Source organism: Variovorax sp. OK605 (assembly GCF_900115445.1).
Lineage (GTDB): Bacteria > Pseudomonadota > Gammaproteobacteria > Burkholderiales > Burkholderiaceae_C > Variovorax.
In genome coordinates, this window is record NZ_FOWL01000018.1 from 112281 (window position 1) to 136918 (window position 24638).

The 24638-nt window shown below is 70.0% G+C and carries 23 protein-coding genes; 14 read left to right on the forward strand and 9 right to left on the reverse strand.

Annotation, left to right across the window (positions count from 1 at the left end; genetic code table 11):
• Position 1: 1 nt before the first annotated feature.
• From BM013_RS33180 to BM013_RS33200, 5 genes are all read right to left on the reverse strand, one after another.
• The gene (locus tag BM013_RS33180; protein WP_093133106.1) at positions 2–1294 is read right to left on the reverse strand and encodes a CaiB/BaiF CoA transferase family protein; all 1293 of its coding nucleotides are present in this window, start codon (positions 1292–1294) and stop codon (positions 2–4) included.
• An 11-nt stretch (positions 1295–1305) separates the two neighbouring features.
• A complete protein-coding gene (locus BM013_RS33185) occupies positions 1306–2286 on the reverse strand; it encodes a Bug family tripartite tricarboxylate transporter substrate binding protein (RefSeq protein ID WP_093133108.1) in 981 nt (326 codons plus the stop codon).
• Positions 2287–2349: 63 nt separating this feature from the next.
• Positions 2350–3063, reverse strand: a complete 714-nt coding sequence (locus BM013_RS33190) for a FadR/GntR family transcriptional regulator (RefSeq protein WP_093133110.1) — start codon at positions 3061–3063, stop codon at positions 2350–2352.
• 20 nt (positions 3064–3083) lie between these two features.
• Entirely contained in the window at positions 3084–4043 is a 960-nt protein-coding gene (locus BM013_RS33195) for a PDR/VanB family oxidoreductase (protein ID WP_093133112.1), read from the reverse strand.
• Complete coding sequence (locus BM013_RS33200) at positions 4040–5359, reverse strand: Rieske 2Fe-2S domain-containing protein (protein WP_093133114.1); 1320 nt, start codon at positions 5357–5359, stop codon at positions 4040–4042. Before BM013_RS33200 ends, BM013_RS33195 begins: the two co-directional genes overlap by 4 nt.
• Positions 5360–5549: 190 nt before the next feature.
• On the opposite strand from BM013_RS33200, the gene BM013_RS33205 reads away from it, so the two are divergent.
• Together BM013_RS33205 and BM013_RS33210 are read left to right on the forward strand one after the other, a co-directional pair.
• Positions 5550–6887, forward strand: coding sequence for an NUDIX domain-containing protein (locus BM013_RS33205; RefSeq protein WP_177225637.1), 1338 nt, complete (start codon positions 5550–5552; stop codon positions 6885–6887).
• Entirely contained in the window at positions 6884–7579 is a 696-nt protein-coding gene (locus tag BM013_RS33210) for a nitroreductase (RefSeq protein WP_093133118.1), read from the forward strand. Before BM013_RS33205 ends, BM013_RS33210 begins: the two co-directional genes overlap by 4 nt.
• 19 nt (positions 7580–7598) lie before the next feature.
• On the opposite strand, the gene BM013_RS33215 is transcribed toward BM013_RS33210, so the two are convergent.
• Positions 7599–9209: an MFS transporter gene (locus BM013_RS33215; protein WP_093133120.1), complete on the reverse strand. Its 1611-nt coding sequence runs from the start codon at positions 9207–9209 to the stop codon at positions 7599–7601.
• Between the two features lie 109 nt (positions 9210–9318).
• Positions 9319–10305 (reverse strand): tripartite tricarboxylate transporter substrate binding protein, encoded by a 987-nt coding sequence (locus tag BM013_RS33220; protein WP_093133122.1) that lies wholly within the window; start codon positions 10303–10305, stop codon positions 9319–9321.
• Between the two features lie 162 nt (positions 10306–10467).
• Between BM013_RS33220 and BM013_RS33225 the strand changes: the two genes are divergently transcribed.
• The 6 genes from BM013_RS33225 (at position 10468) to BM013_RS33250 (ending at position 16410) form a co-directional block, all read left to right on the forward strand.
• Positions 10468–11196: a FadR/GntR family transcriptional regulator gene (locus tag BM013_RS33225; protein WP_093133124.1), complete on the forward strand. Its 729-nt coding sequence runs from the start codon at positions 10468–10470 to the stop codon at positions 11194–11196.
• Positions 11197–11314: 118 nt separating this feature from the next.
• On the forward strand, positions 11315–12208 hold the full coding sequence (locus BM013_RS33230; RefSeq protein WP_093133126.1) for a FadR/GntR family transcriptional regulator: 894 nt from the start codon (positions 11315–11317) through the stop codon (positions 12206–12208).
• Positions 12209–12355: 147 nt separating this feature from the next.
• On the forward strand, positions 12356–13186 hold the full coding sequence (locus BM013_RS33235; RefSeq protein ID WP_218153713.1) for a CoA-transferase subunit beta: 831 nt from the start codon (positions 12356–12358) through the stop codon (positions 13184–13186).
• Positions 13187–13221: 35 nt separating this feature from the next.
• Complete coding sequence (locus tag BM013_RS33240; protein WP_093133128.1) at positions 13222–14112, forward strand: CoA transferase subunit A; 891 nt, start codon at positions 13222–13224, stop codon at positions 14110–14112.
• 10 nt (positions 14113–14122) lie between these two features.
• On the forward strand, positions 14123–15361 hold the full coding sequence (locus BM013_RS33245; RefSeq protein ID WP_093133130.1) for a CaiB/BaiF CoA transferase family protein: 1239 nt from the start codon (positions 14123–14125) through the stop codon (positions 15359–15361).
• Positions 15362–15402: 41 nt separating this feature from the next.
• Positions 15403–16410 carry a Bug family tripartite tricarboxylate transporter substrate binding protein gene (locus tag BM013_RS33250; RefSeq protein ID WP_093133133.1) on the forward strand — a complete coding sequence of 336 codons (1008 nt, stop codon included), beginning with the start codon at positions 15403–15405 and terminating at the stop codon, positions 16408–16410.
• Here BM013_RS33250 and BM013_RS33255 read toward each other — a convergent pair.
• Positions 16397–16816 carry a Zn-ribbon domain-containing OB-fold protein gene (locus BM013_RS33255; RefSeq protein ID WP_093133135.1) on the reverse strand — a complete coding sequence of 140 codons (420 nt, stop codon included), beginning with the start codon at positions 16814–16816 and terminating at the stop codon, positions 16397–16399. The genes BM013_RS33250 and BM013_RS33255 overlap by 14 nt on opposite strands.
• Before the next feature lies 1 nt (position 16817).
• Positions 16818–17987, reverse strand: a complete 1170-nt coding sequence (locus BM013_RS33260; protein ID WP_093133137.1) for a thiolase domain-containing protein — start codon at positions 17985–17987, stop codon at positions 16818–16820.
• Positions 17988–18142: 155 nt separating this feature from the next.
• Here BM013_RS33260 and BM013_RS33265 point away from each other — a divergent pair, with 155 nt between their 5' ends.
• The 6 genes from BM013_RS33265 to BM013_RS33290 all read left to right on the forward strand — a co-directional run bounded on the left by BM013_RS33265 (position 18143) and on the right by BM013_RS33290 (position 24638).
• Complete coding sequence (locus BM013_RS33265) at positions 18143–19810, forward strand: long-chain-fatty-acid--CoA ligase (protein ID WP_093133139.1); 1668 nt, start codon at positions 18143–18145, stop codon at positions 19808–19810.
• A gap of 79 nt (positions 19811–19889) precedes the next feature.
• Entirely contained in the window at positions 19890–20663 is a 774-nt protein-coding gene (locus tag BM013_RS33270) for an SDR family NAD(P)-dependent oxidoreductase (protein WP_093133141.1), read from the forward strand.
• A gap of 10 nt (positions 20664–20673) precedes the next feature.
• Positions 20674–21726 carry a DUF7064 domain-containing protein gene (locus BM013_RS33275; protein ID WP_093133143.1) on the forward strand — a complete coding sequence of 351 codons (1053 nt, stop codon included), beginning with the start codon at positions 20674–20676 and terminating at the stop codon, positions 21724–21726.
• Positions 21723–22517 carry an enoyl-CoA hydratase/isomerase family protein gene (locus BM013_RS33280; RefSeq protein ID WP_093133145.1) on the forward strand — a complete coding sequence of 265 codons (795 nt, stop codon included), beginning with the start codon at positions 21723–21725 and terminating at the stop codon, positions 22515–22517. The genes BM013_RS33275 and BM013_RS33280 overlap by 4 nt, the downstream gene beginning before the upstream one ends.
• Before the next feature lie 64 nt (positions 22518–22581).
• A complete protein-coding gene (locus tag BM013_RS33285; RefSeq protein ID WP_093133147.1) occupies positions 22582–23457 on the forward strand; it encodes a MaoC/PaaZ C-terminal domain-containing protein in 876 nt (291 codons plus the stop codon).
• A gap of 38 nt (positions 23458–23495) precedes the next feature.
• The gene (locus tag BM013_RS33290; RefSeq protein WP_093133149.1) at positions 23496–24638 is read left to right on the forward strand and encodes an acyl-CoA dehydrogenase family protein; all 1143 of its coding nucleotides are present in this window, start codon (positions 23496–23498) and stop codon (positions 24636–24638) included.

Here is a 24638-nt window from a genome sequence, read left to right on the forward strand (position 1 = left end):
GTCATGCGGGCGCGCCCGCGGTTTCGTGGCGCGTGGCCGGCGGGCCGAAGGCGCCGGCCTGCGCCAGCGAAGCGAGCCGTGCCTCGTCGTAGCCCAGCGCTTCGCGCAGCACCTCGTGCGTGTGCTGTCCCACGGTGGGCGCCGCCACGGGGTCGGCGATGGGCGTGCGGCCGTAGCGAATGGGCAGCGCCATGTTAGGCACCCAGCCGACCGCCGGGTGCGGAATGCGCGTGACCAGCCGGCGCTCGCGCGCCTCGGGCGAGCGGATGGCCTCGCCCACCGATCGCACCTCGCCGCACGGCACGCCGGCCGCGCGCATGCGCGCCTGCCAGTGCGACCACGGCTGCCGCGCAAAGGCTTCGCCCAGCAGCGCGAACAGCTCCTCGCGCCGCGCCGAGCGGTCGCGCCCGGTCGCAAAGGCCGGGTCGTTGGCCACGTCGGGGCGCTCGACCACCTGCGCCATCAGCCGCTGGAAGATCTTGTTGTTGCCGCTGTTGATATAGAAGGAGCGGTCCTGCGCCTCGAACACGCCCGACGGGCAGGTGTCGGGGCTGGTGTTGCCGTGCCGCTGGGGCTCGGCGCCGCTGAACACGTGCTGCAGCGTGGCGTAGCCCGTCATGAGCACGGCGTTGTCGAACAGCGCCACCTCCATCGACTGGCCGTGGCCCGTGCGCTCGCGCGCCACCAGCGCGCCCAATATGGCGTTGCAGGCCATCATCGCGGTGCTGATGTCCATCACCGGCGAGAGGGCGCGCACGCCCTCGCGGTCGGCATAGCCGTTCATCGACACGAAGCCGCTCTCGGCCTGCGCGATGGGGTCGAAGCCCAGCCGGTCGGCGAACGCGCCTTCGCGGCCGTAGGCCGACACCGCGCAGTAAACGACCTCGGGGTTGGTCTTGCGGATGCTCTCGTAGTCGAGCCCGAAGCGCGCCATCACGCCGCTGGAGAAGTTCTCGACCACCACGTCGGCGGTGGCGGCCAGCGCGCGCGCCACCTCCAGGCCCTCGGGCGTCTTCAGGTCGAGCGCCACGCTGCGCTTGTTGCGGTTCGACCAGAGAAAGGGCGCGCCCTGCGCCAGGTCGGGGTGCACCGGCGGGTACTGGCGAAAGTCGTCGCCGCGGCCGGGCGCCTCGATCTTGAGCACGTCGGCGCCCATGTCGGCCAGCATCATCGTGGCGAAAGGGCCCGCGATGAAGTGCGTGAAGTCGACCACCTTGATGCCGGCCAGCGCCTGGGGCGCGCCGGCGGGGCGGGGCGTGTGTTCCGGAAAGTCGGTTGCGATGTTGTCGAGCATGAATCGGGTTCTCACATCTGGATGTTGGCTTTGCGCACGACCGGGCCCCACTGCGCCATCTCGTCGCGAATGAGCTTCTCGAGTTCCTGCGGCGTGCTGCTGCGCGCCTCCACGTTGCGGTCCGCGAACATCTTGCGCACCTCGGGGCGGGCCACGGCGGTGGCCACGGCGGCGTGCAGCTTGTCGACCACGTCCGGCGGCGTGTCCTTCGGCGCGAGCACGCCGAACCATGCCGAGCTGCGAAAGCCCGGCACGTCGTCGGCAATGGCGGGCAGGCCCGGCACGGTGTCGGTCGGCTTGAGCGTGCCCACCGCGAGGTAGCGCACCTTGCCGGAGTTGACGAGCGTGGCGCCGTCGAGCCCGGTGACGAAGGCCGCCTGCAGCTGGCCGCCGGCAAAGGCGGTCATCATCGGCGCGCCGCCGTTGTACGGAATGTGCTGCAGCCGCAGGCCGGCTGCTTCATTGAAATATTCGGCCGACAGGTGCGACAGCGAACCGTTGCCGACCGAGCCGATGTTCAGCGACGTGCCGTTCTTCTTCGCGTACGCGAGGAACTCCTTCATCGTCTTGGCCGGGCTGTCGGCCGGCACCGCGAGGATCATCGGCGTGATTGCCACGGTGGAGACGGGCCGCAGGTCCTTCAGCTCGTCGTAGGGCACCTTGCGCATGAGCCCGACCACCGCGTTGGGCCCGGTGTTGCCGAACACCAGCGTGTAGCCGTCGGGCGGCGCCTTGGCCACGAAGTCGACGCCGATGGTGCCGCCCGCGCCGGGCTTGTTCTCGACGATGACGGTCTGGCCCAGCGTCTCGCTCATCGACTGCTGGATGGCGCGCGCGAGCTGGTCGGTGCTGCCGCCGGCCGCGTAGGGAACGATCATGCGGATCGGCTTGCTGGGGAAGCTGCCTTGCGCGAAGGCGGGCAGCGCGCTCGCCGCGAGCGAGACGCAGGCGGCGCACAGCAGCGCGCGGCGGCGGAAGAGCGTGGGTTTCATGGGGCGTTGTCTCCTTTGTCTTGTGGGGATGCGTGGATGCGTGGGTGAATCTGTGGTGCGCGCTCAGTCGCCGAGCACGGTCGACCAGTAGCTGCGCGCGCGGTCCATGTGCCGCAGGATGAGCAGCTGCGCCTTGGCCGAATCGCGTTCGCGGATGTGCTCGAACAGCCGCCGGTGGTCGCGCAGCGAGGCCGTGCCCTGCACCGTGTCCTCGAACATCGCCTCGCGGCGCCGGCCGGTGAAGCGGTAGAAGGCGTGCAGCACGCGCACCAGCACCGAGTTGTGGGTGGCGTCGACCAGCGCGATGTGGAAGTCGGTGTCGGCCGCGGCGATGTTGCCGTTCTGCGCGAGCACCTCCTGCGTGCGCTGCAGCACGGCCTGCATGCGTTCCAGGTCGGCGTCGGTGCGGCGCTGGCAGGCGAGGCCGGCGGCCAGCACTTCGAGATGGCCGCGCACTTCCATGGTCTCGGCCACCTCGACCGGCGTGGGCGTGCCGCCCATGTCGGTGAGCATCACCAGCGCCTCGAAGCTGGCCTCGCGCTCCACGTGCCGCAGGTAGATGCCCGAGTTGGGCCGCGACTCGACGATGCGCAGCGTGACCAGCGTCGCCAGCGCCTCGCGCACCGCGTTGCGGCCCACGCCCAGCCGCTCGGCCAGGTCGCGCTCCGAGGGCAGCCGGTCGCCGGGCTGCAGGCGGCGGTCGCGCAGGTACGCGAGGATGCCGGCGATGGCGCCGTGGCCGCTGCCGGCCTCGTGCGCTTCGGTGGTGGTGGTCATGGCGTGCCTCGGGTCCTTGCTCAGAGGTCGAGCACCAGCGTCTTGGAGCGCGCGCCGGAGCAGCAGATCATGATGCTGTCGTTGGCCTGCTTTTCCTCGGCGCTCAGGAAGTCGTCGCGGTGGTCGGGCTCGCCCGAGACGAGCTGCGTGCGGCAGGTGCCGCACACGCCGGCGGTGCAGGCGTAGGGCACGTCCACGGCGTGGTCGAGCAGCGTGTCGAGAATGGTCTTGCCGGGCGCGACGGTGAAGCGATGGCCGCTGCGCTGGAGCACCACGTCGTAGCCGCCTTCGGTGGCGGCCTCGCTGGTGGCGGCGAAGCGCTCGAAGTGCACCGTGTGCGCGGGCCGCGTGGCGCAGGCCGCGATGAAGGCGTCGATCATGCGCGCCGGGCCGCAGCAGTACAGGTGCGTGCCGGGCGCCGCGTCGCGCACGATGCCGGCCAGGTCCAGCCGGTCGATGCGCGAGGAGCCGAAGCAGAAATCGACCTCGCGCCCGTCGCCCGCCATGGCGCGCAGCGCATCGGCGTACGCGGTCTCGCGCGGCGAGCGGCTCGCATAGTGCAGCCGCCACGGCCGGCCGAGTTCGCGCAGCCGCCGCAGCATCGACATGACGGGCGTGATGCCGATGCCGCCCGCGATGAACACCGAATGCGCGGCGTCTTCCGCCAGTGCGAAGTCGTTGCTCGGCGGCGTGGCGCGCAGGCGATCGCCCACGCGCGGCGCGGTGTGCATCCACGCCGAGCCGCCCTGGCCTTCGGCGTCGTGCTGCACGGCCACCACGTAGCGCCCGCCGTCGGAGGGCGCGTTGACCAGCGAGTAGCTGCGCACCATGCCGTGCGGCAGGTGCAGGTCGATGTGCGCGCCGGCGGTGAAGGCGGGCAGGCTCGCGTCGTTGGCCGAGACGAACTCGTACGACGCGATGCCCTCGGCCTCCAGCCGGATCTGCCGCAGGCGCAGGTCGATGGGGGCGGGCATGCTCATGGCGTGTAGCCGAAATCGGCGCCCAGGCGCGCGGTCATCAGCTCGCGGCCCGACTCGTTCCACGACGCGCTGGCCGGCAGCGTGAGCGACACCGCGCGCACCATCGGCAGGTCGGGGTCCTCGATGCGCGGCGGGCGCTGCTGGCGCACGGCAAGGTTGCGCACGGTCTCCAGCAACAGCCGGCGCGTCATCGCGATGCCGGTGTCGCTCATGCCCAGGTGCTCCTTGGAGCGGTCGTAGATCGGCGCCACGCCCGACTGGCAGGCCGCGTCCTGCACCCACAGGCCGGGCAGGCCCGAGAACCAGGTCTTGGTCTGCGCGTCGTAGTTGAAGAGGAACGCGCTCTGCAGGTTGAACTTCGTCCAGTACTTCGCGTACGGCTCGGTGGCCGGGCGCGGCGCGTAGGCGTTCACGCTGGGGTGGCCGGTCTCGCGGCCGGCGTGGCCGTTGTCGAAGATCTGGCGGGTCTTCTCGTAGAACGGTTGCACCGGGTGGTACGAGAACATGATGCACAGCGTGTGGTGGTCGTCCAGCGGCACCCAGGCGTGGCCGCTGAGCTCGGGGTACTGCGACTGCGGCGGCACCAGCGTGTAGAAGGGCAGCAGGAACTGGTTCACGCGCCAGTAGTGCGTGCGCTCGTCGAGCACGCGCTTGGAGGCCACGCTCATGCCGAAGTCCTGGCGCTTGCACTCGAAGGTGGGGCGCAGGTCTTTCTTGGCGGTCCAGTCGCTGATGGCGCCCTGCTGGTCGATGCGCCCGTGCAGGATGGGCGCGTGCGCCGAGTCGATCTCGCCTTCCACCGCCTGCAGCCAGTTGCACTCCTGCACGCGAAAGCTCACGTACACGTTCTGCTCGGGCACCAGGTTCCATTCGAGGTTGGGCAGCGGCGGCAGGTGGTCGCGGTCGGGTCCCATGTAGGTCCAGGCGATGCCGTTGCGCTCGCGGCAGGGGTAGTTCTTGATCTGCACGGTGTCCTTCAGCCGGCTCTGCGCGGGCTCGGCCGGGGTGTCGAGCACGTGGCCGTCCACGCCAAACTTCCAGCCGTGGTAGATGCAGCGCACGCCGCAGTCCTCGTTGCGCCCGAACACCAGCGGCGCGCCACGGTGCGGGCAGGCATGGTCGATGAGGCCGATGCGGCCTTCGGTGTCGCGAAACGCCAGCAGCTCTTCGCCCAGCAGGCGCACGCGCTGCGGCTGGCCGTCGGCCACGAGGTCGCGGCTGGGAAGAAAGGGAATCCAGTAGAGGCGCATCAGCTGCCCCATGGGGGTGTCGGGGCCGACGCGGACCAGGGTTTCGTTGTCTTCGTGGGAGAGCATGGGCGCGTTTTCCTTGATGGGTCGTGGGTGTGCGCGGACACAGAATGTGGTGTGTCCAATCTGGATGACCAGATTGGTAGGACCAATGCTATGACCGCGCACGGCGCCGTGTAAAGCGTTCGTCCCAATAACCTTTAGAATGGATCAACCATAGATGTCCGATTCGACAAATACGCCGATGAATCAAGGTATGAAATTGCCGGCCGCGGCACAGGCTGCAAACCCGGGCACGGACGCGGGTGCAAAGCCAGCTGGCGTGCGGCCGGTGCGCACGGCCGCCTCGCTCATCGTGCTGCGCGACGGCGCGGCCAGCGGCAGGGGGCTGGAGGTGCTGATGCTGCGCAGGGCGGAGAAAGAGGCCGACCAGAACAGCGGCGCCAGCGTGTTCCCCGGCGGCACGGTCGACACGCACGACCCCGCCATGCACGCGAGCTGCTGCGGCCTCGACGACGCGGCCGCGAGCCTGCGGCTGGCGGTGCCGGCCAACGGGCTCGACTACTACGTGGCCGCCGTGCGCGAGTGCTTCGAGGAGGCGGGCCTGCTGTTCGCGTCCGACGAGGCCGGCGCGCTGGTGCCGCTCGATGCGTTGCCGGCCAGCGAACGCGAGGCGCTGCGCCACTCCGCCGAGCAGGGCTCCGACGCGCTGCTGCACATGTGCCGCGAGCGCGGCTGGCGGCTGGCGGTCGACCGGCTGCGCTACTTCAGCCACTGGCTCACGCCGCCGGGCATGCCGCGGCGCTTCGACACGCGCTTCTTCGTCGCCCTCGCACCGCAGGCGCAGACGCCGAACGCCGACACGCGCGAGACGGTCGAGTGCATGTGGCTCACGCCCGCCGAGGCGCTGAGCGAGGCGCGCGCGCTGAAGCTGATGAACGTCACGCGCCGCATCCTCGAGCAGCTGCAAGCGTTCGACACCGCGCAGGCCTGCATCGACGGCGCGCAGGCGCTGCGCGAGGTGCCGATGATCATGCCGCGCGTGGCCAACGGCAAGGCCGGGCGCCATCCGGTGAACCCATGGGAACCGGCGTACGCGGAAGTCGGGCGCCTCGATCCCGACGGACACGGCCAGTGCCACCACACGCTGGAAGACGGCCTGGTGGTGCGCCTGTCGCCGCATGTGCTGCGCGTGACGACCGGCGCGCAGGCCGGGCACAACAGCTACCTGGTGGGCGGCGGCGAGGGCAACGCGTGGGCGCTGATCGACGCGCCGAAGGACGATGGCGCGTTGGCCATGGTGCGTGCGGCGGCGCCCGGAGAGATCCGGTGGACGCTGGCCACCGGCGCAGGGGGCACGAGCGACGCGGATGCTGCCCCCCACCTCGTCGACCTCGGCGGCCTCACGCTCACCACCGTGCGCGCGTCCGGCGAACGCTGCTTCCTGCTCGAAGAAGAAAAGACGCTCTTCAGCGGCAGCTGCGCGCCAGCACGCATCGCGCGACTGCCGCAAGACATCGACTGGATCGCTCCCGCGCAAGGCTTCCTGCGCACGCGTGCCGAACCCATGCAACCCTTGTTGAAGCCGACATGAATCCCTCCACTTCCGACAACCCCCAAGCAGCAGCAGCCTTCGACGCCGTGCTCGACGCCCGCTACAGCTGCCGCGGCTACCTGCCGCAGGCCGTGCCACGCGAGGTGATCGACGCCATCCTGCGTGCCGCCCAGCGCACCGCCTCGTGGTGCAACTCGCAGCCCTGGCAGGTGGCCGTGACCAGCGCGGACGCCACCGAGCGGCTGCGCCGGGCCATGACCACGCCCGAAGCATCGGCCGAGCAGGCCTTCGACATCGCGCCGCCGGCCGAGTACCGCGGCGTGTACCGCGATCGCCGCCGCGAGTGCGGGTTCCAGCTGTACGACAGCGTGGGCATCGCGCACGGCGACCGCGAGGCCTCGGCGCGGCAGGCGCTGCTGAACTTCGGCTTCTTCGGCGCGCCGCACATGGCGCTGGTCACCACCGAGGCGGTGCTGGGCACCTACGGCGTGCTCGACTGCGGGGCGTACGTCAGCAACTTCATGCTGGCCGCGCGGGCGCGCGGCGTCGCGAGCATCGCGCAGGCGGCCATCGCCTCGCGCGCGAAGCTGCTGCACCGGTGGTTCGACATTCCGGACGACCGCCAGGTGGTGTGCGGCATCTCGTTCGGCTACGAAGATCCGGAGCACCCGGCGAACCGCTTTCGCACCGCGCGCGCGGCGGTGGGCGAGGCGAGCCGCTGGGTCGATTGAGCGTTGAACGCAATGCCGCTCAGGGGCTGCGTTCGGCCAGGTAGTGCCGCGTGACCACCGCCACGTCGGCCACCTGGTAGCTGCGCGCATTCGCCTCGAGCTCGTTGCTCGCCACCGTGGCGCGCGCGCGCTGGCGCAGGTAGTCGGCCCATGAGGTCACGATGAAGCGCTCGACATAGCGGCTCGGGTCGCCCAGGTCACGGTACACGCGCCAGAAGGTGGCGCCGCCGCGCCGGCGCGGCACGGCCAGCTGCTGCACCGCATCGAGAAAGCGCCGCGCATCGCTCTCGCGGATGCAATAGACCACCTCGACCGCCACGGGGCCGGCCTCGAATTCCGGCTCGGTCGGCAGCGAGAGTTCGTCGCGGTGGTCGGCCAGCGTCACCTCGTCGTCGGCGCCCATGCGCAGCGGGTACGGCCGCGCCAGCCCCACGCTCGCGACCATGAACGCGGCCGAAAGGCACAGCGCCGCCGGCAGTCCCAGCAGGCTCGACACCGCGCCCCACAACGCCGAGCCCAGCGCGAAGGCGCCCAGCGAGCACAGCGTGTGCAGCGACGCGGCGCGCGCCCGCACCCATGGCGGGGCGCTGGTCTGCGTGGCGGCGTTGAAGGTCGACATCATGGTCATCCACGCCGCGCCGCCGAGCACGAAGCTCAGGTACACCAGCGGGCGCCAGGTCGACAGCGCGCCCACCAGCATCGCGCCGGCAAAGACCAGGCAGCAGCACGCGGCCAGCGTGTCGAGCCCGAAGCGCGAGCGGATGCGCCCGACGAAGAAGCCGGCCGACACCGCGCCCGTGCCCAGGCAGGCCATGAGCAGGCCGTAGCCCGCCGCGCCCAGGTCGAGCCGCTGCGATGCGATGACGGGCAGCAGCGCCCACAGCGCCGAGCCCAGCCCGCTGAAGCCAGCGGTTCTAATCAGCTGCGCGAAGATGGCCGGCGAATGCCGCGCATAGCGCAGCGCGCTCAGCATGCCGCCCCACAGCCGCTCGGCCGGCAGCTTGCCGGGCAGCGGCGGGCGCGGCGGCCAGCGGCGCGTGGCGTAGCTCATGCCAACGGCCGTGAGCACGGCGATCACGAACACCGCGCTGGCGCCGGTCAGCGCGAACACCAGCCCCGCCAGCGCCGGCCCCACGGCACGCGCGCCGTTGAAGGCCATCGACACCAGCGTGATGGCTTGCGGGAGCTCCTTGCGATCGACCGCGTCGCTCACGGCCGAGTTCCACGAGGGCGACTGCAGCGCCGTGCACACGCCCAGCAGGAAGGTGAAGAACAGCAGCGTGCCCGGCCCGACGCAGCCGGCCAGCGCCAGCCCCGTGAGCACCAGCGCCGCCACCGCGTACACGCCCTGGATGCGCAGCATCAGCGTGCGGCGGTCGGTGGTGTCGGCCAGCACGCCGGCGGGAAGCGACAGCAGGAACATCGGCAGGAACGAGGCCGTCTGCACCAGCGCCGCCAGGAAGGACGAGGCCGTGAGCTCGATCATCAGCCACGAGGCCGCCATGTTCTGCATGGCGTTGCCCACGAAGAACAGGCTGCCGGCCGTCCACAGGCCGCGGAACGGGCGGTGCGCGAGCGGACGCCAGATGGAAGGCGCGAGGGCTGGGGCGGCGGGGTTGTGGTGGTTCAAGCGCGGGAGCTCTGTCGGCGGGCTGCGCAAATCATATCGGCGCAACCCCCGGCGCGCTTGTCGCGATTGTCGCGCTCGCGGCTCTCGCTGCGCTTGCCGCGCGAAGCGCTCAGAGCTTGATGCGCCCCGTGGCCACCAGCTTCTGCGTCAGCGCGAGCTGCTCCGCGAGAAAGGCCGAGAGCTTCTGCGGCCCCCAGCCCGCGGGTTCGAAGCCCAGCTCGAGCAGCTTGGGCGCCACGTCGGGCAGCTTCACGATGCGCGCCATCTCCACCGTGAGCTTGTCGATGATGGCCTTGGGCGTGCCCGCCGGCGCAAAGAGCGCACCGAAGCCCGGCATGTTGACCTCGGGGTAGCCGGCCTCGGCGAAGGTGGGCACGTCGGGGTACAGCGGAAAGCGGGTCGGGCTGGCCACCGCCAGCGCGCGGATCTTGCCGGGGTAGCGCGACACGCCGCCCAGCGAGACCACGGCCGTGTCGATCTGCCCGCCCATCAGGTCCTGCAGCGCCGGCGCCTCGCCCTTGTAGGGCACGTGCACGGTGTCGATGCCCGCGGCCATGTTGAGCAGCTCGCCCACGAAGTTGCCGCCCGAGCCGGGGCCGTAGGAGCCATAGGAAATCTTGCCCGGCCTGCTCTTCGCAAGATCGACCAGCTGCTTGAGCGTCTTCACGTTCAGCGACTCGCGCACCCCGATGGCGATGGGCGTGAGCGCCAGCATGCTGATGGGCGCCAGCTCCGACAGCTTGTAGGTCTGCGTGGGCTGCAGCACCAGGTTGCTGATGAGCGCGCTGTAGTTCACCAGCAGCGTGTAGCCGTCGGGCGCCGCCTTGGCCACCGTGGCGGCCGCGATGGCGCCGCTCGCCCCCGCCTTCGATTCCACGATGGCCGGCTGGCCCCAGGCCTCGGTGAGCTTCTGGCCGATGACCCGCATCATGGTGTCGTGCCCGCCGCCGGCCGGCGTGGGAATGATGAACTTGACGACGTTGTTCGGGTAGGCCGGGTCGGCCCGGGCGGATGCAGGTGCCATGAGCGGCGGCAGGGCGGCTGCGCCCAGCAGTCCGAGACCGGTGGCGAGCGTGTGGCGGCGGGACGGGTTCATCGGCTTGTCTCCTGAAGTGTAGGAAGTTATCGTTAGGCTTTCATTGGTTCAACCATATCGAATGCGGCGACAATGGTCAATCGGGCCGGCCCGGGGGAGGCACACTAGGCGCCGACCCCGGCGGCCGTGCCGCCAACCGTGATCTGAAGGAGGAAAGGAGCCATGTCCGAAACCACACCCGTCTTTGCGCCCGTGCGCATGCGCCGCGCCTTCGAGGCCATCTGCGACCAGATCCGCCAGCAGGTGGCCGACGGCCTGCTGGCCGCGGGCGACCGGCTGCCCAGCGAGAAGGAGCTGTCGGAGCAGTTCGGCGTGAGCCGCAGCGGCGTGCGCGAGGCGCTGCGCAGCCTGGAGATGGCGGGCATGGTGGAGGCGCTGACCGGCATCAACGGCGGCTTCTACATCAAGCAGTCGCACCCCGAGGGCATCACGCAGGCGGTGCGCGACATGGTGGCGCTCAACCAGGTGCCGGTGTCGGACGTGACCGAGGCGCGCATCCTGCTGTGCGGGCTGGCCATCAAGCTGGCCTGCGAGCGCGCCACCGAAGAAGACTTTGCCGCCATCGAGGCCGACATCGACCGCTTTGCCGAGCTGGTGAAGCAGGGCAAGCCGGTGCGCGACAGCGGGCTCATCACCGAGTTCTACCGGCTCATCGGCCGCGCGACGCACAACGAGGTGATCGTGATGCTGATCGACGCGCTCTCCGAGATATTGCGCGGCCTCATCGCGCAGCTGCAGACGCCGCACAGCAACGTGGTGCAGGTGCGCCGCAAGGTGCTGCGGCTCATGCGCGAGCGCGACGCGGACAAGGCCAGCGCGGCGCTCGCCAAGCACCTGACCGCGCTGCACCTGCTGCTGGAAGACATGGAGCGCAAGAAGGCGGGGCGCTAGAAGTCGAGCGTCAGCTCGCGCCCCGGCCCGTTGCCGGGCCCGCATCGCCTCCCGGCCCGGACCGTGCCATTTATCATTGGCTCAAAGGTCCAACTTTTCATTTTTCCGGGAGATTCCGATGACCGCCAAAGAACCGCAGCTCACACCGGCAGACACCCCCGCGGCGCCGGCCGCCAAGTTCCAGGCCATCCGTTCCGCGCGCGCCTTCGAGGAAATCGCCCAGCAGATCCGCACCGAACTCGCGCAGGGTCGGCTCAAGGTGGGCACGCGCCTGCCGTCGGAGCGCGCGCTGTCCGAGCAGTTCGGCGTGTCGCGCAACACGCTGCGCGAGGCGCTGCGCTCGCTGGAGCACGCCGGGCTCATCCGCCTGCAGAAGGGCGCGACCGGCGGCGCCTTCATCAGCGGGCGCAGCGGCGACGCCATTGCCACCGGCCTGATGGACATGTACCACATGGGCGCCATCCAGCCGGCGCAGCTGACAGAGGCGCGCATCTGGCTCGAGTCGATCCTGGTGCGCGAGGCCTGCGCGCGCGCCACGCCGGCCGACATCGAGGCGCTGAGCAACAACATCGACGCGGCCGAAGAGGCCATGCGCAAGGACGACTTTCCCGCGCGCGCCGCCACCAACCTGGAGTTCCACCGCATCCTTGCGCGCATGACGGGCAACCCGATCATGGTGATCGTGATGAACGGCGTGCTCAACGTGCTGGCCGAGTTCATCGGACAGGTGGGCCACTACGACAACAACTACGTGCTGCCGTCGCGCCGCCGTTTCCTGAAGCACCTGGTGGCGCGCGACGCGGCCGCGGCCGTGGCGGAGATGGAATCCATCCTCAAGCGGCTGCAGCGCAGCTACCTGTCGAAGGTGGAAGACGCCGCGGCCGAGGAAGCGCCCGCGGCGCCGGCCGCCGCGAAGACCCGCGCCAAACCCGCGGCCAAGCCGGCCGCGAAGGCCGCGGCAAAGACAGCGGGCAAGACGGCCGGGAAGACGGCGCCCAAGACCGCACGCTGATTCCGCAGCAGCCGCACGCGCCACGCACAGACCACTCGCCGCAAGGCGCGCGGTCTTTTTTTGCCCGCCCCAAGGCGAACCCCGCTTGACAGTGCGGTGGTTGATTCCTAGCATTTAGCAATGGTTCAACCAAAAATACCTCAAGCGATGCACGACGACGAGATGTCTTCCGTGCCTTCCGTGCCTTCCGCGCCTTCCGCGCCCTCCACCGGCGAACTGCTCGCCGTGCTGCTGGCACGCGACTTCGAGGACGGCGAGAAGGTCATCATCGGCACCAACTCCGACATCCAGCTCGCCGCCTGCAACCTGGCGCGCGAGATGCAGGCGCCGCGCCTGTGGTGGATCTCGGGCCCGGGCGGCATGGTCAACCCGGTGCGCGACCATCTGCTGTCGACCGCCGACTCGGGCAACATCGAGTCGTCCGAAGCCTGGATGGACCTTCCGAACATGATCGATTTCATCGACTGGAAGATCCACTTCTTCGACTTCGCGATCCTCTCCGCGCTGCAGGTCGACCGCTTCGGCAACATCAACACCGTGGTAGTCGGCGACCATGCGCGGCCGAAGGTGCGCGGGCCCGGCACGGTGGGCATCAGCGCGCTCTGCGGGCTGGCCAGGCGCTTCTACGTGGCGCTCACGCGGCACGACAGGAGCGCCTTCGTGCCGCGCGTCGACTTTCTCTGCGGCCCGGGCCACATGGAAGGCGGCAACTCGCGCGAGGAAGCCGGCCTGCCCGCGGGCGGCCCGAAGCTCGTGGTGTCGCCGCTGGGCGTGTTCGACTTCGAGCCGGCCAGCAAGGCCATGCGCGTGCGCTCGGTGCACCCGGGCGTCACGCTCGAACAGATCCACGCGGCCACCGGCTTCGAGATGCGCGTGGACGGCACGCCGCCCGTCACCGCCATGCCCACCGCCGAAGAGCTGCACCTTCTTCGCACCCGTGTCGACACGCGCGGCACGCTTCGCCGCAAGTTCCCCTGACCGGCTTCCGGTCGTTCCCTGACAGGCCTCCACCCATGACTCAAAAAAGCAAGCTGGTCTCGCTCGACGAAGCCGTGTCCGTCGTGAAAGACGGCGACAAGGTCGGCCTCGGCGGCTGGATCTTCAACGCGCAGCCCATGGCGCTGGTGCGCGCGCTGATCCGCAAGGGCGCGCGCAACCTCGACCTGGTGCCCGCGCCCGGCTCCATCGCACCCGACATGCTCATAGGCGCGGGCTGTGCGCGCAGCACGGCCTGCGTGTTCATCAGCTTCGAGCAGTTCGGCCTGGCGCCGCACTTCCGCCGCCAGGCCGAGGCCGGCACGCTGAAGGTGTACGAGCTCGACGGCCCCGGCATCGCGGGCGGCCTGCGCGCCGGCATCTGCGACATGCCGTGGACCGCCATTCCCGACCTGGGCACCGACCTGCCGCGCCACACGCCCGAGCACTACTGGCCCCTGCCTTCGAAGCCCGGCGAACGCAAGATGCTCGCGGCGGCGGCCATCAAGCCCGACGTGTGCCTGCTGCACGCGCAGCAGGCCGACGAGCACGGCAACGTGCAGTTCCTGGCCACGCCCTTCTTCGACGCGATGCTGGCGCAGGCCTCGCGGCACGTGATCGTGTCGGTCGACCGCATCGTGTCGAGCGACACCATCCGCCGCTCGAACCACCTCACCAAGCTGCCGGGCGTGATGGTCGACGCGGTGGTGGAGGCGCCCTACGGCGCGCACCCGACCTCGTCGCCCTCGCTCTACCGCGCCGACGAGCGCCACCTGAAGGAGTACGTGAAGGCCAGCGCCAGCGGGGAAGCCTTTGCCGCCTACCTGAAACGCTACGCCGGCGATGCGGCCACGCATGCCGACTACCTCGACGCCCTTGGCGGCGGCCGGCTCGCCGCGCTCGCGGTGTCCGAATCGAACATCGCCTGAAGGACGCCAGATGAACAGCGACAGCAACAGCAGCAACAGCAGCAACAGCGGCGACACCAAGGCCAAGGCCAGGCCGGGCATCCTCGACGGCGTGCGGGTCCTCGACTTCACGGCCATGATGTCGGGCCCGTACTGCACCCGCCTCATGGCCGACCTCGGCGCGGAGGTCATCAAGGTCGAGCCGCCCGAGGGCGACCACATCCGCATGCGGCCGCCGCGCCGCGAGGGGCGCAGCACCTACTTCGCGCAGCTCAACGCAGGCAAGAAGAGCCTGTCGCTCGACCTGAAGAAGCCCGATGCCATTGCGCTGGTGCGCGAGATGGTCGCGCAGTGCGACGTGCTGGTCGAGAACTACCGGCCCGGCGTGATGAAGCGGCTCGGCCTCGACTACGAGGCGCTCTGCGCGCTGAACCCCAAGCTGGTGTACTGCTCGATCTCCGGCTTCGGGCAGGAGGGCGCATGGTCGGGCCGCAGCGCGTATGCGCCCGTGTTGCACGCGGCCAGCGGCTACGACATGGCGAACCTCGACTACCAGGAGGGCGACGTCGAGCGGCCGCTGAAGAACGGCATCTTCGTGGCCGACGTGCTCGGCGGCTCGCTGGCCTTCGGCGCGATCCAGAGCGCGCTGTTCCGCGCCGCGCGCACGGGCGAGGGCGACCATGTCGACCTGTCGCTGATGGACGCGATGCTGGGCCTGCTGGTCTACGAATGCCAGGAGGCGCAGTTCCCGGCCGAGCGGCGCCGCCCGCTCTACCGCCCGACCAAGGCGAAGGACGGCTTCCTGCTGATCGCGCCCGTGAGCCAGAACAACTTCGAGGCGCTGGCGCGCGGCACCGGCCACCCCGAATGGATCACCGACGCGCGCTTTCGCACCAGCCAGGAGCGCGAGCACCACTGGGGCGAGCTGATGCAGCTGCTCGACGACTGGGCCGCCTCGCGCACCGCCGCCGAATGCGAGGCCGAGATGAATGCCGCGGGCGTACCGTGCTCGCGCTACTTCACCGTGCGCGAGGCGATGCAACTGCCGCCGCTGGTCGAGCGCCAGGCCTTCCAGACCATCGACGACGGCTCGGGCGCGTTCCAGGTGCCCAACCCGGCCTTTCGCTTCAGCCGCACGGCCGCCCATGCGCGCGGCGGCGTGCCGGCGCTGGGCGGCGACGGCCCCGCGCTGCTCGGCGAGCTGCTGGGCCTGAGCGCGGAACGCATCGACGCACTGAGAGAAAGCCGCACGCTGCATGTGAACGGCTGAAGCCCCCGGTCCCGCGGTTCGAACAACGAAGGAGACAAGACATGACAAGCAGGTTGAAGCGCCTCGTGAAACTGAAGGCGAGGTCGCTGTGCGCCGCGCTGCTCGCGGCCGGCGCACTGGCGCTGCCGCAGGCCGGCATTGCCCAGCCGTCGGACTTTCCGAACAAGCCGATCACCATCATCGTGCCGTACCCGCCGGGCGGCACCACCGACGTGCTCGCGCGCGTGCTGCAGGAGCCGATGCAGCGCTTCCTGAAGCAGCCCGTCATCATCGAGAACAAGGCTGGCGCGTCGGCCGTGCTCGGCACCAAGTTCGTGGCGAAGGCGCCGGCCAACGGCTACACGCTGCTGTTCCCCAACAACGGGCTGGTGATCTCGCCGCAGGTCTCCAAGGACGCCGACTACGCGCCCCTGAAAGACTTCGCGCCCGTCTCGCTGGTGTCGCTGCAGCCGATGATCCTGGTGGTCAACCCGACGGTGCCCGCGAAGTCGGTCAAGGAACTGATCGACTACGCCAAGGCCAACCCGCGCAAGCTCGACTTCGCGACCGCCGGGCCCGCGTCCTTCGGCCACCTGGCCACCGAGCTCTTCAGCCGCCGCGCCGGCATCGAGATGACGCACATTCCCTACAAGGGACAGGCGCCGACCACGCAGGCGATCCTCACGGGCGAGTCGAAGGTGCTGCTGAGCACCAGCTCGTCGCAGATGAACGCCTTCATCAAGGACGGCAAGGTGCGCCTGCTGGGCGTGAGCTCGCTGCAGGCTTCGCCGCTGGCGCCCGGCGCGGCGCCCATCGCCAACACGCTGCCGGGCTTCAACCCCGAGGTGTGGTTCGGCCTGTTCGCACCGGCCGGCACGCCGCGCGACGTGGTCGCGAAGCTCAACGAGGCCATCGTCAAGGCGCTCGCGCTGCCCGAGGTGAAGGAGAAGTTCGAGACCGCCGGCGCCGATGCCACCGGCAGCACGCCCGAGCAACTGGGCGCGCGCATCACCGAGGAGTACGCCACGTGGACCTCGGTGATCCGCGAGGCGAACATCAAGTCGGAGTAACCGGCGCTGCAAGCGGCGCGAACATCGGCACCGCGAAGCCGCCTTCGGCCGGCTTGAAGCACACCTTCACCCGGTCGCCGATGCGCACCGCGTCGAGGTCGCAGTCGACGATGTTGGTGAGCATGGTCACGCCTTCGTCGAGCGTCACGTAGGCAATGGCGTAGGGAATGGGCCCCGCGCGGCGCGTGACGCTCACGCTGTAGACGGTGCCCATGCCCGAGGCATCGACCCATTCGGTGTCGCCCAGGCAGTAGGGGCACAGCGCGCGCGGGTACCAGTGCAGCCTGGCGCAGGCGGTGCAGCGCTTGATGCGCAGCGTGCCTTCCTTCGCCGCGTTCCAGTAAGGCTCGGTGGCGGCGTCGACGATCGGTGCGCCCAGCGCGCGCTCTTGGTACATCGTGGTCATTTCAGTTCCTCTCCATGATCAGGGTGGCGCTGCCGTGGCGCGAGCCCAGCAGCCCGCCGGTGCCTTGCGCGAGGGCCAGGCCGCAGTTGGGCACCTGCACCTTCGGGTGCGCTTCGCCGCGCAGCTGGCGCACCGCCTCGATCACCTTGGTGATGCCGCCGCGGTTGGCCGGATGGTTGTTGCACAGGCCGCCGCCGTCGGTGTTGAACGGCAGCTTGCCGATGCCGGAGATCAGGTTGCCGTCCATCACGAACCTGCCGCCTTCGCCCTTCTTGCAGAAGCCCAGGTCCTCGAGCTGCATGAGCACGGTGATGGTGAAGCTGTCGTAGACCGAGGCGTACTGGATGTCCGCCGGCGTCACGCCCGCCTCGGCGAAGGCGATCGGCCCCGACACGGCCGCGCCGGAGTACGTGAGGTCGACCTGCCCGTTGGCCTGGCCCTTCACCGTTTCGCCCGCGCCGAGCACGTTGACCACAGGCCGCTTGAGCGCGCGCGCGATCTCGGGCCGCACCACCAGCAGCGCGCCGCCGCCGTCGCTCACCACGCAGCAGTCGAGCTTGTGCAGCGGGTCGGAAATCAGGGGCGAGGCCAGCACCTCTTCCACCGTGACCGGCTCGCGCAGCATCGCGTTCGGGTTGTGCTGCGCGTGCGCGGCGGCGGCCACCTTGATCCAGGCGAGCTGCTCGCTGGTGGTACCGAACTCGTGCATGTGGCGCGCCGCGGCCAGCGCATACATGTTCACGGTGACCGGCGCGTAGGGCATTTCCCAGGGCACGTCGGGCGTGGCCGCGGTCACGTTGCGCGGCCCGGTGCCGATGCCGGCAGCCTCGCTGCGCGGCCGGCCCGCCAGCGTGATGAGCGCCACGTTGCACTTGCCTGCCGCAATGGCCTGCGCGGCATGCGACACCTGCACCAGGTAGGCCGAGCCGCCGGTGTCGGTGGTGTCGACGTGGCGCACCTTCAGGCCCAGGTAGTCGACCATGCTCAGCGGCCCGAGGCCGGGCGCGTCGCCGGCGCAGAAGTAGCCGTCGACGTCCTGAAGGGACAGGCCGGCATCGGCCAGCGCGCCGCGCGCGCACTCGGCGTGCAGCTGCGCCACCGTCTTGTCGGGCGCCTTGCGCGTGGGGTGTTCGAAAGCGCCTGCGATGCAGGCCCGCCGTTGAATGCTCATTCGGTTTGCTCCATGTTGACAGTGGATTGCCGCCGTCATTATCATTGGTTCAACCAAAACAATGCAAGACGGCAAATTGCCGTTGCGGCCAGGCCGGGGCGTGAAGCAGAACGCCAGCGAAGACCAGAGAACACAAAGAACGAAGGACGACAAGCGTGACCCCGCATGAACTGAGCACCTGGCCGCGCGGCCTGCCGCGCGACATCGACATTCCGCCCACCAACCTGTGCGCCAACCTGCTGGTGTCGGCCATGCGCTCGCCGCGGCGCGCGGTGCTGGTCGACGACTTCGGCAGCCTGGCCTACGCCGAGCTGGTCGAGCAGGTGGAACGCATCGCGGCCTTCCTGCAGAACGAGCTCGGCGTGCAGCGCGGCGACCGCGTGCTCATCTGCCTGCAGAACGGGCGCGGCTGGGTTGCCGCCTACTACGCCGTGCTGCGCATCAACGCCGTGGTGGTGCCGGTGAATCCGATGAACAAGCGCGACGAGCTGCCGCACTACCTGAGCGACACCGGCGCGGTGGCGGCCTTCTGCGGCTCCGACAACGTGGCCGAGCTGCTGGCCGTGCCCGCGGCCCAGCAGCTGCGGCGCGTGATCATCGTGGGCAGCCCCGGGCCGGCGGATGTGCCAGCCGACACCGTCGCGGAAGGCGCGGGGAATCTCGGGAACCCCGCACGCACCATCGGCCTGCGCCGCGTGCTGGCCGCGGCGCCGGTCCCGCTCGCGCCGCTGGAGCACCTGCCCGATGCGCTCGCGCTCATCCTCTACAGCTCGGGCTCCACCGGCGCGCCCAAGGGCTGCATGCACACGCACCGCACGCTCACGGCCAGCACGGTGATCGTCGCGCACTGGATGGGGCTGGTGCCGCACTCGGTGCAGCTGGTGGCGCTGCCTTACTTCCACATCACCGGCATGCAGAACCTGCTGAACGCGCCCATCTACGGCGGCGGCACGCTGGTGCTCATGAAGCGCTGGAACCGCGACGAGGCGGCCGCCCTCATCGCGCGCCACCAAGTGAGCCACTGGACGGCGATGCCGACCATGGTGATCGACTTTCTCGCGAGCCCGCGGCTGGCGGAATACGACCTGCGCTCGGTGCGGCGCATCGGCGGCGGCGGCGCCGGCATGCCCGAGGCGGTGGGCGAACGGTTGAAGGCGCTGACCGGGCTCGATTTTCTCGAGGGCTACGGCCTCTCGGAGACCGCGCACGTGTCGGGCAACCCGCCGGCCGCGTTCAAGCGCCAGTGCCTGGGCGTGCCGCTGTTCAACACCGACCTGCGCGTGATCGACCCCGACACATCGGCCGAGCTGCCGCCCGGCGAGGTGGGCGAGATCGTGATGGCCGGGCCGCAGGTCTTCACGGGCTACTGGCGCAACGAAGAGGCCACGCGCAACGCCACGCTGCTGCTGGACGGCAAGCGCTTCGTGCGCAGCGGCGACCTGGGACGGCGCGACGAGGAGGGCTACTTCTTCATCGTCGACCGGCTCAAGCGCATGGTCAACGCCTCGGGCTTCAAGGTGTGGCCGGCCGAGGTCGAGGCGATGCTGCACGAGCACCCGGCCATCGCCGAGGCCTGCGTGATCGCGGCCGTCGACGCCTACCGCGGCGAGACGGTCAAGGCCGTGGTGGTGCTGCGCGAAGGGCAGGGCGCGCGGGTGCGCGAGGCCGACATCGTCGAATGGGCGAAGCAGAAGATGGCCGCCTACAAGTACCCGCGGCTGGTGGAGTTCGTGGCCGAGCTGCCCAAGACCGCCACCGGAAAGATCGCCTGGCGCCAGCTGCAGGAGGCCGAGCGCGCGAAGGCGCTGCGCGCCGCGGCCTGATCGAGATCGATCGCGCTTGATCGGTTCGCGCAAGCCATCTATCATTGGTTCAACCAAACTAAATTCAACTGGGCAACCCATGCAGAATCTCGTCACTCTCGAAGGCCGCACCATCGTCGTCACCGGTGCGGGGCAGGGCATCGGCAAGGCGACCGCCGAGCTGGTGATCGAACTCGGCGGCAACGTGGTCGCGCTCGACCTGAACCCCGACACGCTCGAGGCCGCGATGGCCGAGCTGCCCGCCGCGCGCGTGCAGCAGGTGGTCGGCAGCGTGACCGACGCGGCGCTGGCCGCCAGCGCAGTGGAGGAGGCCGTGAAGCGCTTCGGCGGCGTGCACGGGCTGGTCAACAACGCGGGCATCACGCGCCCCGCCATGATCGAGAAGATGACGCCCACGCAGTGGCAGGAGGTGATCGACGTGCACCTCACCGGCACCTTCTACTGGCTGCAGGCCGTGGGCCGCCACATGGTGGCGCGCGCGAAAGCGGGCGACACGACCGGCGGCGCCATCGTCAACATCTCGTCGGACGCGGGCCGCAAGGGCTCCATCGGCCAGGTCAACTACGCGGCCGCCAAGGCCGGCATGCTGGGCGTGACGATGACGGCCGCGCGCGAATGGGGCCGCTACAACATCCGCACCAACTCCATCTGCTTCGGCGTGGTGGAGACGCCCATGACCGAGGTGGTGCGCGGCGAGAAATTCCGCGACGGCATGCTGGCGCAGATTCCGCTGGGCCGCTGGTCGACACCACAGGAAGTGGTGAAGACGGTGTGCTTCCTGATGTCCGACGCGGCCTCGTACATCACGGGCCAGCACCTGGGCGTGAACGGCGGCTTCCACATCAGCCTCTGAGCGAGCGGCCATGTACATGCCGCCCGGCAGCACGCTGCGCCTCGACCCGAGGGACGAGTACACCCACGTGCCCGAAGACGCCGCCAACTACAACGAGAGCATGTACTTCAACGCGTTCGACACCGCGCGCGGCATCGGCGCGTGGATGCGGCTGGGCAACCGGCCGCACGAAGGGCACGCGGAGATGACGTGCTGCGTCTACCTGCCCGACGGCCGCGTCGGCTTCATGCATGCCCGTCCGCACATTGCGAACAACGACGCCATGGACGCCGGCGGCCTGCGCTTCGAGGTGATCGAGCCCTTCAAGCGGCTGCGCGCGACGTACGAGGGCGAACTGCTGCTGATGGACGACCCGCACGCCATGGCCGACCCGAGCAGCGCCTTCAAGCGCTACCCCAAGCGGCCGGCATCGATCGCGCTCGACTTCGAGGGCGTGTCGCCCATGCATGGCGGCGAGATCGTCGCGCCCGACGGCAGCCGCCTGGTACTCGACCCCGCGAGCGCCGTGTACCGCGGCCACACCGAGCAGAGCATGGCGGTGCGCGGCCACATCGCGGTGGACGGCCAGCGCTTCGACATCGACGGCACCGGCTACCGCGACAAGTCGTGGGGGCCGCGCCACTGGCACAGCTTCCATTGGTACAAGTGGCTGCCCGTGACCTTCGGGCGAGACTTCGGCGTGCTGCTGTCGGTCAAGGGCCGGAAAGACCACAAGGGGCAGGCCCACCACGTGAGCGGCAACGTGCTGCGCAACGGGCGCCACGAGCCGGTGATCGACGGGCGCATCGTCACGGTCTACGACGAGCGCTACTTTCCGCGCAGCTTCACCGCGCACGTGCGCACGGCCGAGCGCAGCTACACGCTGCAGGGCAAGGTCGGCGCGCTGGTGCCGTTGCGGCACAAACGCGCGGGCGGTGCGGGTGAAGAGAGCTCGTACACCCGCATCACCGAAGGCATCACCGAGTACAGCTGCGAAGGGCGCCGCGTGCTCGGCATGTCGGAGTACTGCGACGTGATGGTCGACGGCACGCCCATCTCGGTGCTGGAGGAGCCCGCGCCATGAAGACGATCGACTTTCGCGTCGACGACGGCGTGGCCCTGCTGACGCTGAACCGCCCCGAGGCGAAGAACGCGCTCGACCCGGCCATGGCCGACGAGCTCGGCGAGCAACTGGCCGCGCTGCGCATGGACGCGTCGGTGCGCGCGCTGGTCATTGCGGGTGCGGGCGGTGCGTTCTGCGCGGGCGGCGACGTCAAGGCCATGGGCCAGGGCGGGCCACGCACGGCCGAGCAGCGCCGCGACGGCATGGCGCGCTACTCGCGCATCTGCACCGAGCTGATGGCGCTCGACATTCCCGTCATCGCCGCAGTGGACGGCGTGGCCTTCGGCGCGGGCTTCAGCATCGCGCTGATGTGCGACATCGTGCTGCTGAGCGAACGCGCGCGGCTGTGCATGGTGTTCCAGCGCATCGGCCTCATTCCGGACATGGCCGCGCACTACACGCTGCCGCGCGTGGTCGGTCTGCAGCGCGCGAAGGAGCTGATCTTCTCGGCGCGCGAGGTCGATGCGGCCGAGGCGCTGCGCCTGGGCATCGCGATGGAAGTGCTGCCCGTTCAGGCGTTGCTGCCGCGCGCCCAGGCCATTGCGCGCAGCTTTGCCGGCGCGTCGCCGGTGGCCATGGGGCTGTCGAAGCGCGCGCTGCGCGACTCGCTCGCCAACGACCTGCAGACGCTGCTCGAGGTGGAAGCCGACGGCCAGGCGCTGGCCTCGGGCAGCGACTACGCGAAAGAGGCGGTGCGGCGTTTCGCCGCGCGCGAGCCGGCGCAGTTCCGCTGGCCGGCGGCGTCTTCTTGAGTTCAACACGGTCGACACGGTCAAGACCGTCAACACCGTCAACACCGACAACACAGCCACACCCATGATCGACTACCGCAAGGCACGCGACTGGCAATCGGGCGACGTGCGCCACGCCTACACGCCCAGGGACACGATGCTCTACGCCCTCGGGCTCGGCCTGGGCGCCGACCCGCTCGACGAGAAGCAGCTGCGCTTCGTCTACGAGAAGGAACTCGCGGCGCTGCCCACCATGGCCGCCGTGCTGGCCTCGCCCGGCTTCTGGATGCGCGAGCGCAAGGAGATCGGCATCGACTTCATGAAGCTCGTGCACGGCGAGCAGGCGGTGCGCCTGCATGCGCCGCTGCCGCCGTCGGGCACGGTCGTCGGCCGCACGCGCGTCACGCGGCTGGTCGACAAGGGCGCAGGCAAGGGGGCGATCCTGCATGCCGAGAAGGAACTCGTCGACGGCGACGGCCGGGCGCTGGCCACGGTCGAGAGCGTGTACTTCCTGCGCGGCGACGGCGGGTTCTCTGCGGCCGACGGCCAGTGCGACGAGCCCGCGCCGGCGCTACCTGCCGAACACCCGGCGGCCGATGCCGCACCCCAGCTCACCCTCGACCTGCCGACGCGACCCGACCAGGCGCTGCTGTACCGCCTGTCGGGTGACATGAACCCGCTGCACGCCGAGCCCGCGTTCGCCGCCAAGGTGGGCTTTGCGCGCCCCATCCTGCACGGCCTCGCGACCTGGGGCATGGCTGGTCGCGGCCTGCTGGCGGCGTATGCCGATTCGGACCCCGCGCGGCTGCGCGCCATGCGCGCGCGCTTCTCGGCGCCGGTCTACCCCGGCGAAACGCTGCGGCTCGAAAGCTGGCGCGACGGCACCGGAGTGGCGTTTCGCCTGCGCGCGCTCGAGCGCGACGTGCTCGTGCTCACGCACGGCCGGGCCGAGCTTCTGTAGCCGCTGCCGGCCCACCACAGTCAACCCAAGGAGATGCCATGAATTTCGATCTGCCCCCCGACGCCGAAGAAATGCGGGTGGCCACGCGCAATGCGGTCGACGCGTTGCTCAAGCTGGAGCCGCGCTTCCATGAAACCGGCGAGGTGCCCGAGCAGGTGGAGACCACGCTGCGCGAAATGGGCTTCTACGGCATGGCCATTCCCGAGGCCTGGGGCGGCATGCCGATGGACCACCTCACCAGCGTGGCGGTGCAGCTGGAGCTCGCGCGCCTGCCGCCGCAGTTCTGGCCCTTCGTGCGCTCGGCGCTCGGGCCGGGCGTGCACATCATCGTGGACCACGGCTCGGAGGCGATCAAGAAGAAGTGGCTGCCAGAGATCGCCTCGGGCCGCTCGCGCAACTGCATCGCCATCACCGAGCCGCATGCGGGCTCGGACGCGGCGCGCATGCTCACGTCGGCGACGCGCGAGGGCGACCACTACGTGCTGAACGGCGTGAAGACCTTCATCTCGAACGCCAACCACGCGCACTCGATCACCGTGCTCGCCTCCACCGACCGCTCGGCCGGCAAGCGCGGCATCTCGGCCTTCCTGCTCGACACCACCACGCCCGGCTTCAAGGTGACGCGCACCATGGCGACCATGGGCTGGATGGACGACAGCCTGTGCGAGATCTCTTTCACCGACTGCCGCATTCCCGTGGAGAACCTGCTGGGCGAGGAGGGCCGCGGCCTGTCGTATGCGATGTCGGGGCTGAACGAAGGCCGGCTCAACGTCGGCTGCCAGGCGCTGGGCCCCGCGCAGATCGCGCTCGACGAAACCATCGAGCATGCGAAGACGCGCGTCACCTTCGGCCAGACACTGGGCGAGCACCAGGCCATCCAGCACATGATCGCGGACATGGCGATGGACCTGCATGCCGCGCGCATGGTGCTGTTCGAGGCGGTGTGGCGCGCCGCGCGCGGCGAAGACGCGCGCATGAAGGCGTCGATGGTGAAGGTGATCTGCACCGAGGCGGCCTGCCGCATCGCCGACAAGGCGCTGCAGATCTTCGGCGGCTCGGGCTACTGCCGCGGCACCATCGTCGAGCGCGTGTACCGCGATCTGCGGGTGCTGCGCATCTACGAAGGCGCGTCGGAGATCCACCGGAACATGATCGCCAAGCAGTTGCTGGCGCAGGGGTAG

Excerpts from the sequence above, each read along its gene's own strand:
- BM013_RS33280 (WP_093133145.1), top strand. The coding sequence starts at position 21,723 with ATGAAGACGATCGACTTTCGCGTCGACGACGGCGTGGCCCTGCTGACG.
- BM013_RS33190 (WP_093133110.1), bottom strand. The coding sequence starts at position 3,063 with ATGACCACCACCACCGAAGCGCACGAGGCCGGCAGCGGCCACGGCGCC.
- BM013_RS33285 (WP_093133147.1), top strand. The coding sequence starts at position 22,582 with ATGATCGACTACCGCAAGGCACGCGACTGGCAATCGGGCGACGTGCGC.
- BM013_RS33185 (WP_093133108.1), bottom strand. The coding sequence starts at position 2,286 with ATGAAACCCACGCTCTTCCGCCGCCGCGCGCTGCTGTGCGCCGCCTGC.
- BM013_RS33210 (WP_093133118.1), top strand. The coding sequence starts at position 6,884 with ATGAATCCCTCCACTTCCGACAACCCCCAAGCAGCAGCAGCCTTCGAC.
- BM013_RS33235 (WP_218153713.1), top strand. The coding sequence starts at position 12,356 with ATGCACGACGACGAGATGTCTTCCGTGCCTTCCGTGCCTTCCGCGCCT.
- BM013_RS33195 (WP_093133112.1), bottom strand. The coding sequence starts at position 4,043 with ATGAGCATGCCCGCCCCCATCGACCTGCGCCTGCGGCAGATCCGGCTG.
- BM013_RS33245 (WP_093133130.1), top strand. The coding sequence starts at position 14,123 with ATGAACAGCGACAGCAACAGCAGCAACAGCAGCAACAGCGGCGACACC.
- BM013_RS33250 (WP_093133133.1), top strand. The coding sequence starts at position 15,403 with ATGACAAGCAGGTTGAAGCGCCTCGTGAAACTGAAGGCGAGGTCGCTG.
- BM013_RS33260 (WP_093133137.1), bottom strand. The coding sequence starts at position 17,987 with ATGAGCATTCAACGGCGGGCCTGCATCGCAGGCGCTTTCGAACACCCC.
- BM013_RS33270 (WP_093133141.1), top strand. The coding sequence starts at position 19,890 with ATGCAGAATCTCGTCACTCTCGAAGGCCGCACCATCGTCGTCACCGGT.
- BM013_RS33275 (WP_093133143.1), top strand. The coding sequence starts at position 20,674 with ATGTACATGCCGCCCGGCAGCACGCTGCGCCTCGACCCGAGGGACGAG.
- BM013_RS33240 (WP_093133128.1), top strand. The coding sequence starts at position 13,222 with ATGACTCAAAAAAGCAAGCTGGTCTCGCTCGACGAAGCCGTGTCCGTC.
- BM013_RS33225 (WP_093133124.1), top strand. The coding sequence starts at position 10,468 with ATGTCCGAAACCACACCCGTCTTTGCGCCCGTGCGCATGCGCCGCGCC.
- BM013_RS33255 (WP_093133135.1), bottom strand. The coding sequence starts at position 16,816 with ATGACCACGATGTACCAAGAGCGCGCGCTGGGCGCACCGATCGTCGAC.
- BM013_RS33200 (WP_093133114.1), bottom strand. The coding sequence starts at position 5,359 with ATGCTCTCCCACGAAGACAACGAAACCCTGGTCCGCGTCGGCCCCGAC.
- BM013_RS33230 (WP_093133126.1), top strand. The coding sequence starts at position 11,315 with ATGACCGCCAAAGAACCGCAGCTCACACCGGCAGACACCCCCGCGGCG.
- BM013_RS33290 (WP_093133149.1), top strand. The coding sequence starts at position 23,496 with ATGAATTTCGATCTGCCCCCCGACGCCGAAGAAATGCGGGTGGCCACG.
- BM013_RS33205 (WP_177225637.1), top strand. The coding sequence starts at position 5,550 with ATGAAATTGCCGGCCGCGGCACAGGCTGCAAACCCGGGCACGGACGCG.
- BM013_RS33180 (WP_093133106.1), bottom strand. The coding sequence starts at position 1,294 with ATGCTCGACAACATCGCAACCGACTTTCCGGAACACACGCCCCGCCCC.
- BM013_RS33220 (WP_093133122.1), bottom strand. The coding sequence starts at position 10,305 with ATGAACCCGTCCCGCCGCCACACGCTCGCCACCGGTCTCGGACTGCTG.